Raw genomic sequence first — 6,145 nt, forward strand, 5'->3', positions numbered from 1 at the left:
CGGTAATCACTTTTAACCCATGCGGGCAAGCAGCCCGCTAGGGCTGTTCCGCTAAACGGAGCAAGAAAATGTTTGTGACTCGGGGCACCACGAAGCGACAACTATCGCTTGTCGAAACGCACGCCGATGGATGGAAAAATCAACCGCCGACATATATGGCGGGCTTTTTACCAGTCAGCGAGGGAATCGGGACGATTCACGGTTCTATTTTCTGTTTCTGGATCGGCGTTTGCGACGTGGCGTCGCGCGAGGTCGTACAGGCAATCGAAGACTTCATCGACGACCATGACGTAGCCGGATTGCGGTTCATCCGCAACGTGCCGGAAAACGTACATGTCGGAATAGCCGAAGCCGTCGAAGCGGCACGCGCGCAATTGACCGCGTAAAACTTACTTTTACCCATGCGGGCAAGCGGCCCGTATGGGCTGCTCCGCGTTCATTCCAAGGAGCAGTAAAAATGTCTTACTCATGCAGCGACTTCACCGACGATGTGCTCAACAAGCTCACCGGCCTGGGATTGATTCGACCGGAAGAGGTCGAGGAGAACGACCCAGAATCGCAGGCGAATTTGGCGATCACGGCCATAACCGAAGTCGCAGGCAAAGCTGCGAGCGCCTCGGGGGCTGCCGGTGCACAACTCTTCTTCGAGGAGTTGCTCGCATCGGTCGAATCTCTGAGTGCGATTGCGGAACAGCATGGCCCGGCTGTACTGGCCCAACTCATGTATCTGCAAAGCGCAATTGCCAAAGGCACGCACATCGAACTGTATCCCGCCGAAGCGACAGCTCTCGGCTTCGTGTGTGCGCTCCCTTCCGGCGAGCGTTGGTGGACATTCGTTTCCGAGATTGCTGAAGGAACGACGTCGTAAAACGTAATCAATCTTCTTTGACCCCGCGGGTAGCGATCCCCGTCGGGGTCGCTCCGCATTTTTTTCTTGTGGAGTTTCAATGTTCGAAGCAGCGATCGATGGGCAGTATCCTGAAAAATTCCCGACCGTTGAGGCCGCCAAAGCATACATTTCGGACACGCCGATCATCGGTGTGCGTCCGTGGGTCCGGGATCTCAACGGCCCGGGTGTCCGCTGGGGATTCCTCATCGTCAGTGGCAGAGCGCTGCAACCGCGGGAGCGCCAGTCATGACGCCCGCTGTCTCAGCACCTAGTTGGCTTGGCTCGTACGCAAGCGGCCAAAAGCTCGGCTGGGCGCAATCGGTGATGGCCTACGCTGAGTACTACGGCGTCGACGGCTCGGCCGACGATGATCCGGAGTTCGAGGAGAGGCTGGTCATGCACCGCGCACCCCTCGTTGGGTACGCGAGCCGGACCGGAACCCGTCGCAACCTGGCCGCGCTCGATGATGCCGACTGGCGGTTGCTCGTATCGGCCAAGGGGCAACTCAGAACCGAAGGCATGCGTTACGCGCTCGATAACGGCGCGTGGACCGCATTTCAACAACAGCAGCCTTTCGACGAAAAGGCGTACCTGATCGCTGTCGAGAAGCTTGGCCTCGACGCAGACTGGATCGTCCTGCCCGACATTGTGGAAGGCGGCCTCGCGTCGCTCGACTACTCGCTGAGATGGAAGGAGCGCCTTCGCGGCATGCCGACCAAATTGCTGATTGCTGTACAGGACGGCATGCAGATCTCAGATGTTGCCAACCTGCTTTGCCCAGCAGTCGGAATTTTCATCGGCGGCACGACGGAGTGGAAAGAAGCCACGGCGCAAGCCTGGGGTTCTCTCGCTCGGCGCCGGAATTGCCACTTGCATGTTGGACGGGTCAATTCTGCCCGTCGAATACGCATCTGCGCCGCTGCTGGTGCCAACAGCTTTGACGGCTCGGGCGTTAGCCGATACGCCGAAGCACTACCCCGGCTTGATCGGGCGACGCGACAGGCGGATTTGTTTGCGGCCGCCGGCGGGTCACTTGAAGAAGCGCAGCTAGCAACGGCTGATCTCAATTTATAGAAATATCAATTCAACCCTTTCGGGAGCGTTCCCGAAAGGGGCGCTCTCATTCTTTTTCGCGGAGCGTTTTATGGATGCTGGAATACTTGTAAAGATGGAGGTGGCGATCAGCGTCATGCAGTCATATATCGCAAAGGACTATGTCTTAAGCTGTGCCATGTCCGGCGGCAAAGATTCAAGCTGTGTGATGGTCCTGATGCTAGAGGCGATTCGCCGTAGCGCCCGACATCATCGCGGCTCGCACTACATACTTTCCGCTGATACCACGATCGAAAACCCGGCCGTCGCAAATCATCTTCATGCGGTACTCGAAGAAGTTCAGTTCTACGCCGAGAGTGCCGGCTTACCGGTGGAAGTCCACGTCACGAAACCATCGCTCGCATCGCAATTCGTTGTATCGACGATAGGTCGGGGAACGCTCGTGAGGACGCCGGAAAATGGAGTCAAAGACGGCAAGCGCATACGTGCGTGCTCCGACGATTGGAAGGTACGCCCGCAAGGGCGCCTCCGGACTCTGCTCGCGCGCGAGGCGTCTAACAAGGGTGCTCGAGAGATTTTAACCATCCTGGGAATGAGGAGGTCAGAAAGCGCATCGCGCGACACCGCAATGGCACTTCGCGGTGAATCAGCCGACTCCGTCATTCGTCACGATTCAGGTGCGCTTACACTTTCTCCGTTGGCCGACTGGAGCACTGACGAGATCTGGAGCATGCTGGGCGCTCTCATGGAGCCAGATTGCCTTCCGTTTCCGAGTCCACTCGCGCCCGCGACAATTGCACGCTTATCCGATGTATACCGGGCTGGCAATGGCGGCACCTGTGGCGTCGTTCTTGGTGAAAGCGGGGCGCGGGCTGCATGCGGTTCACGGTTCGGTTGTGCATTGTGCTGCGTGTCCGGGGACCGCGACAAGTCGATGGAGTTTATGGTGCAGGAGACGGAGCACAAGCACCTGCAGCCGCTCAATGACTTCCGCAATTACTTGCTTGCAATCCAGTGGGATCTTTCTCGCCGCGACTTGGTAGGCCGCACGATCAGCGAAGCTGGATACACGCGGATTCAGGCAGACACATACGGCTGGCACGAGCGGATCTCGATGCTTCGAATGCTCTGCACGATCGACGCGATGGAGCGTGATCGGGCAGAGGAGCACGAAGCCAATCTCGCATCCGGGCGTATTGAAGATACTGAAGGCAACAGGTCGCTCTGCGACGTTCAGTTCGAGTTCGTGACGCCGCAGCAACTTGTAGCGATTGATTTCTTCCTCTCGATGCATCATTACGCGCCTCATGCCTTCCCTGCTCTTGCTGTGTGGCACGACGTGAACGTGCTCGGCAGACGATATCCGGTACCAAATGTCGATCCATTTCCGAAGGTCGATGTGAAGCTTCATGGTTGGTATCGGGTCGGGCACTACGATTTAGAAGCGCCGGCGGACGGCCTGCGCGACTACAGCGCCGAGCAGTGGAATCGATACTTGCATCCTGGTCGTGCGAGTCGATACGCAAGAACGACCGGTGGCGAGCAGACAGCGTATTTCGAGGAGGCCTCGCAGTTTGAAGTCGATGCGCAAGCTGCTTGTCTGTTTGTAACTTGCACATACGACACACGGTTCATGCTGGAAACGCAGGCGAGGGATGCGATCGAGTCAGCGCGGTTTTGGCTGAACGAGGGCATCGTGAGGTTGCCCCGCGGAATGGCTCAGCGGTATCAGGACATGGCAAAGCGCGGGCAGTATTTCAGCCGCCTCGCGCTACGTCATAATCTGACGCCAGATGAGCTCGACGCGTATCTAATTCGCAGTAGCGTCGGCGACGGCGAACACGATGACTTGATTGTGCGCAACAGCGCGCAGGCTGACCTGTTCGCAGAAACGGCGTAGCGATCGCTGTACAGAAACCTTTCGACAATCCCCCGGGCTCACTCCTCGGGGATTTTTTTCGTCGAGCGAACACGCCTCGATTCTGTTCGCGGGTATTTTCCGAGGCCACCTTGAACCTCGGAAAGCGTCGCTGAACGCAATCGACGAGCTATTCCGTATTGCGGCGAGCGCGGATTGCCAAGGTAGCTTCAGGACAAGGTCTTTATCATCTGAAGGCCAAGCTATTCACGTGTTCTGAGGCTCGATACCGGTTTCGGCACACCACCGGCGCAGCGCTTGTTCGGGAGCGTCAGCTTCAAATCCATACCACTCATCGAGTACACCACACGATTCGAGCAGATCCTTGAACCGCGAGTACGCGCCTTGCCGCCGGAAAAAGCCGTTGACCTGCGTGTACCGGTCAGGCAGTTGCTGTGCGACAAAGCGCAAGGCGAGATTACGTCCAAGATCCAGATCGGTCTTGTGCGGTATGGCGACGTAACGGTCTGAGACTTCAAGGTCTTCGGGAACATCGTCATCAAGCCTGTCGGCAAACTCGGATGTCCAATAGATCGTGCCAGTATCGAGGGATATGTACGCGCTGTGCTCTGTCGGGGCGGCCGCGCCAACGAACTCGAACGCCGAAATTAGATCGTCGTATTTAACCGCCACCATAGCTATGCTCCCAACTGCATCCCGTCGAAGGCGAAAGCGCGGCGGCCATTGGCAGACATCTTGAGGGCCGACTGCGGTCTTTCGGTATGGCAAATAGCCGAGTTGACGCCTTTGCGGCGCACTGTTGGGGATTTTAATTCACCTAGATGTCGGAAGGCGAGACGCTTCCGATGTAAAAACCGCGCTGCTGTTGTCCGCCACTTTCCGATGTTGCGAGCTGTGCTCGGTCGATCAGCGCCATTTGAGCGTGCAATTCGATTTAGGTCATGCAACGTTGAGCGCGACAAAGCTCCTCGTTGATCGCGATCCGGTGAAACCTGGGGCAATCGTCGCTGGAATCGTTTGATGCGCAGGAAACGTGGTTGGCCAACCCGTTCCGATCTCAAGAAGCCTGGAAATATGCCGTTATATCCATAGCGGCCAGCGGGCGTTATCATGGTACGCAATGCGTATTACCAAAAAAGGCTATGTCGAATACTACCCAGCAAGAATATTTAAAGTCAGCAAAGGACGCGCTCGGCGTGACCTGGGACGAACTTGCCAAGCTGTCCGGCATCAATCCGCGTGCACTCAAAACCTATCGGATGCCGGACACCTCGCAAGACTATCGGCAGCTACCTGCTCTTGCCCGTGCGGCCATCGATCGCCTCGTTGTGAAGCCCAAAAAGAAAGTTCAGGTGATTAATTGACATAGTACGCATTGCGTACCATAATAAGAGTGTGAAATAACCGCTTGGAACCTTTATGAGTGACGATGCTTTTTGTTTGGCTTTAATGCGCCGCGCGTTGCTGCGTGATGATCTGGAATTACGTGGGTTTCGGGCGGTATATGAGGATCGGGCGCGAGTGTTGGCGGCTCGGCTCATTGCTGGCGACACAACCGCGTGAGGCGAGGGAAACACAATGAGCGACGAAGCGTTTCGACTCTCTCTTATGCGACGCGCACTTTCGCGCAGCGATGAAGAATTGTTCGGCAATCGGCATCGCTACTTCGAAGTCGCACGCAAGTTGGCTGCGCGACTTATTGCCGGCTCTCCCGATTGACCAAGGAAAACGATAGGCGCGAAGTGTGCCCCGCACGGCCCGGTGGCCAGATTAAGGAAATCGACAAATGAAACAGAACATCTACCTGCTTTGCTCACTCGCGGCTCTAGTGCTGGGTGGGAGCGCAATCGCAACCGCCGTCCCCGCATCGCAGAATCCGTCGATTGGGAGCGTTATTACAATGGGGTTAGGCTTCGTTGGCCTCATCGGAAATCTATTGGGGCGTCGCAGAAAGCGCGAAGCTTTCTAGCCACGGAAAACATGAGCCAACATAAAACCCCAGGCTTCCTGTCCGGATGGACGGTGCTGCTGCCGCTGGTCGGGTGCTTCGCCGGTCTGGTGATCCTGTGGGCGTGCCGAGACTCGGGCTTGTCTTGGTGGATTGGTGTGCCGGCCGCTATCGCGGTTGTGGTCGGCGGCATCCTTTTGGAACGCGCCGTTGAGCGAAAGTACCTGCCATCGCGGCGTAACCACTGACCACGGAAAAGATCAGCGGATCATGAGCATACCGACCATCGAATCCCTATCTGCAGCGGCACGAGCTGGTGTTACAGCAATCCAACCGGACGGTGGTACGGTCCGGATTCGGGGCGCTGCCGCGGTAG

9 protein-coding genes are annotated in these 6,145 nt (G+C 57.1%); 8 read left to right on the forward strand and 1 reads right to left on the reverse strand.

Annotated elements, in window-relative coordinates:
- The first annotated feature begins 68 nt into the window (after positions 1-68).
- The 5 genes from HB376_RS26000 to HB376_RS26020 all read left to right on the forward strand — a co-directional run bounded on the left by HB376_RS26000 (position 69) and on the right by HB376_RS26020 (position 3,842).
- Entirely contained in the window at positions 69-386 is a 318-nt protein-coding gene (locus HB376_RS26000; RefSeq protein WP_213766598.1) for a hypothetical protein, read from the forward strand.
- Positions 387-457: 71 nt separating this feature from the next.
- Entirely contained in the window at positions 458-868 is a 411-nt protein-coding gene (locus HB376_RS26005; protein ID WP_213766599.1) for a hypothetical protein, read from the forward strand.
- Positions 869-947: 79 nt separating this feature from the next.
- Positions 948-1,139 carry a hypothetical protein gene (locus HB376_RS26010; RefSeq protein ID WP_213766600.1) on the forward strand — a complete coding sequence of 64 codons (192 nt, stop codon included), beginning with the start codon at positions 948-950 and terminating at the stop codon, positions 1,137-1,139.
- Positions 1,136-1,963, forward strand: a complete 828-nt coding sequence (locus HB376_RS26015; protein ID WP_213766601.1) for a hypothetical protein — start codon at positions 1,136-1,138, stop codon at positions 1,961-1,963. The genes HB376_RS26010 and HB376_RS26015 overlap by 4 nt, the downstream gene beginning before the upstream one ends.
- Before the next feature lie 70 nt (positions 1,964-2,033).
- Entirely contained in the window at positions 2,034-3,842 is a 1,809-nt protein-coding gene (locus HB376_RS26020; RefSeq protein WP_213766602.1) for a phosphoadenosine phosphosulfate reductase family protein, read from the forward strand.
- 225 nt (positions 3,843-4,067) lie between these two features.
- Here the strand turns inward: HB376_RS26020 and HB376_RS26025 are convergent, their stop codons facing one another.
- Entirely contained in the window at positions 4,068-4,496 is a 429-nt protein-coding gene (locus HB376_RS26025) for a hypothetical protein (protein ID WP_213766603.1), read from the reverse strand.
- A gap of 362 nt (positions 4,497-4,858) precedes the next feature.
- Between HB376_RS26025 and HB376_RS26030 the strand changes: the two genes are divergently transcribed.
- The 3 genes from HB376_RS26030 to HB376_RS26040 all read left to right on the forward strand — a co-directional run bounded on the left by HB376_RS26030 (position 4,859) and on the right by HB376_RS26040 (position 6,017).
- Positions 4,859-5,185, forward strand: coding sequence for a hypothetical protein (locus HB376_RS26030; RefSeq protein ID WP_213766604.1), 327 nt, complete (start codon positions 4,859-4,861; stop codon positions 5,183-5,185).
- Positions 5,186-5,399: 214 nt separating this feature from the next.
- Complete coding sequence (locus HB376_RS26035; RefSeq protein ID WP_213766605.1) at positions 5,400-5,540, forward strand: hypothetical protein; 141 nt, start codon at positions 5,400-5,402, stop codon at positions 5,538-5,540.
- Positions 5,541-5,801: 261 nt separating this feature from the next.
- Positions 5,802-6,017, forward strand: a complete 216-nt coding sequence (locus tag HB376_RS26040) for a hypothetical protein (RefSeq protein WP_213766606.1) — start codon at positions 5,802-5,804, stop codon at positions 6,015-6,017.
- The last annotated feature ends 128 nt before the right edge of the window (positions 6,018-6,145 follow it).

Source organism: Caballeronia sp. dw_19, assembly GCF_018449515.1.
In the GTDB taxonomy this organism is placed as follows: domain Bacteria; phylum Pseudomonadota; class Gammaproteobacteria; order Burkholderiales; family Burkholderiaceae; genus Caballeronia.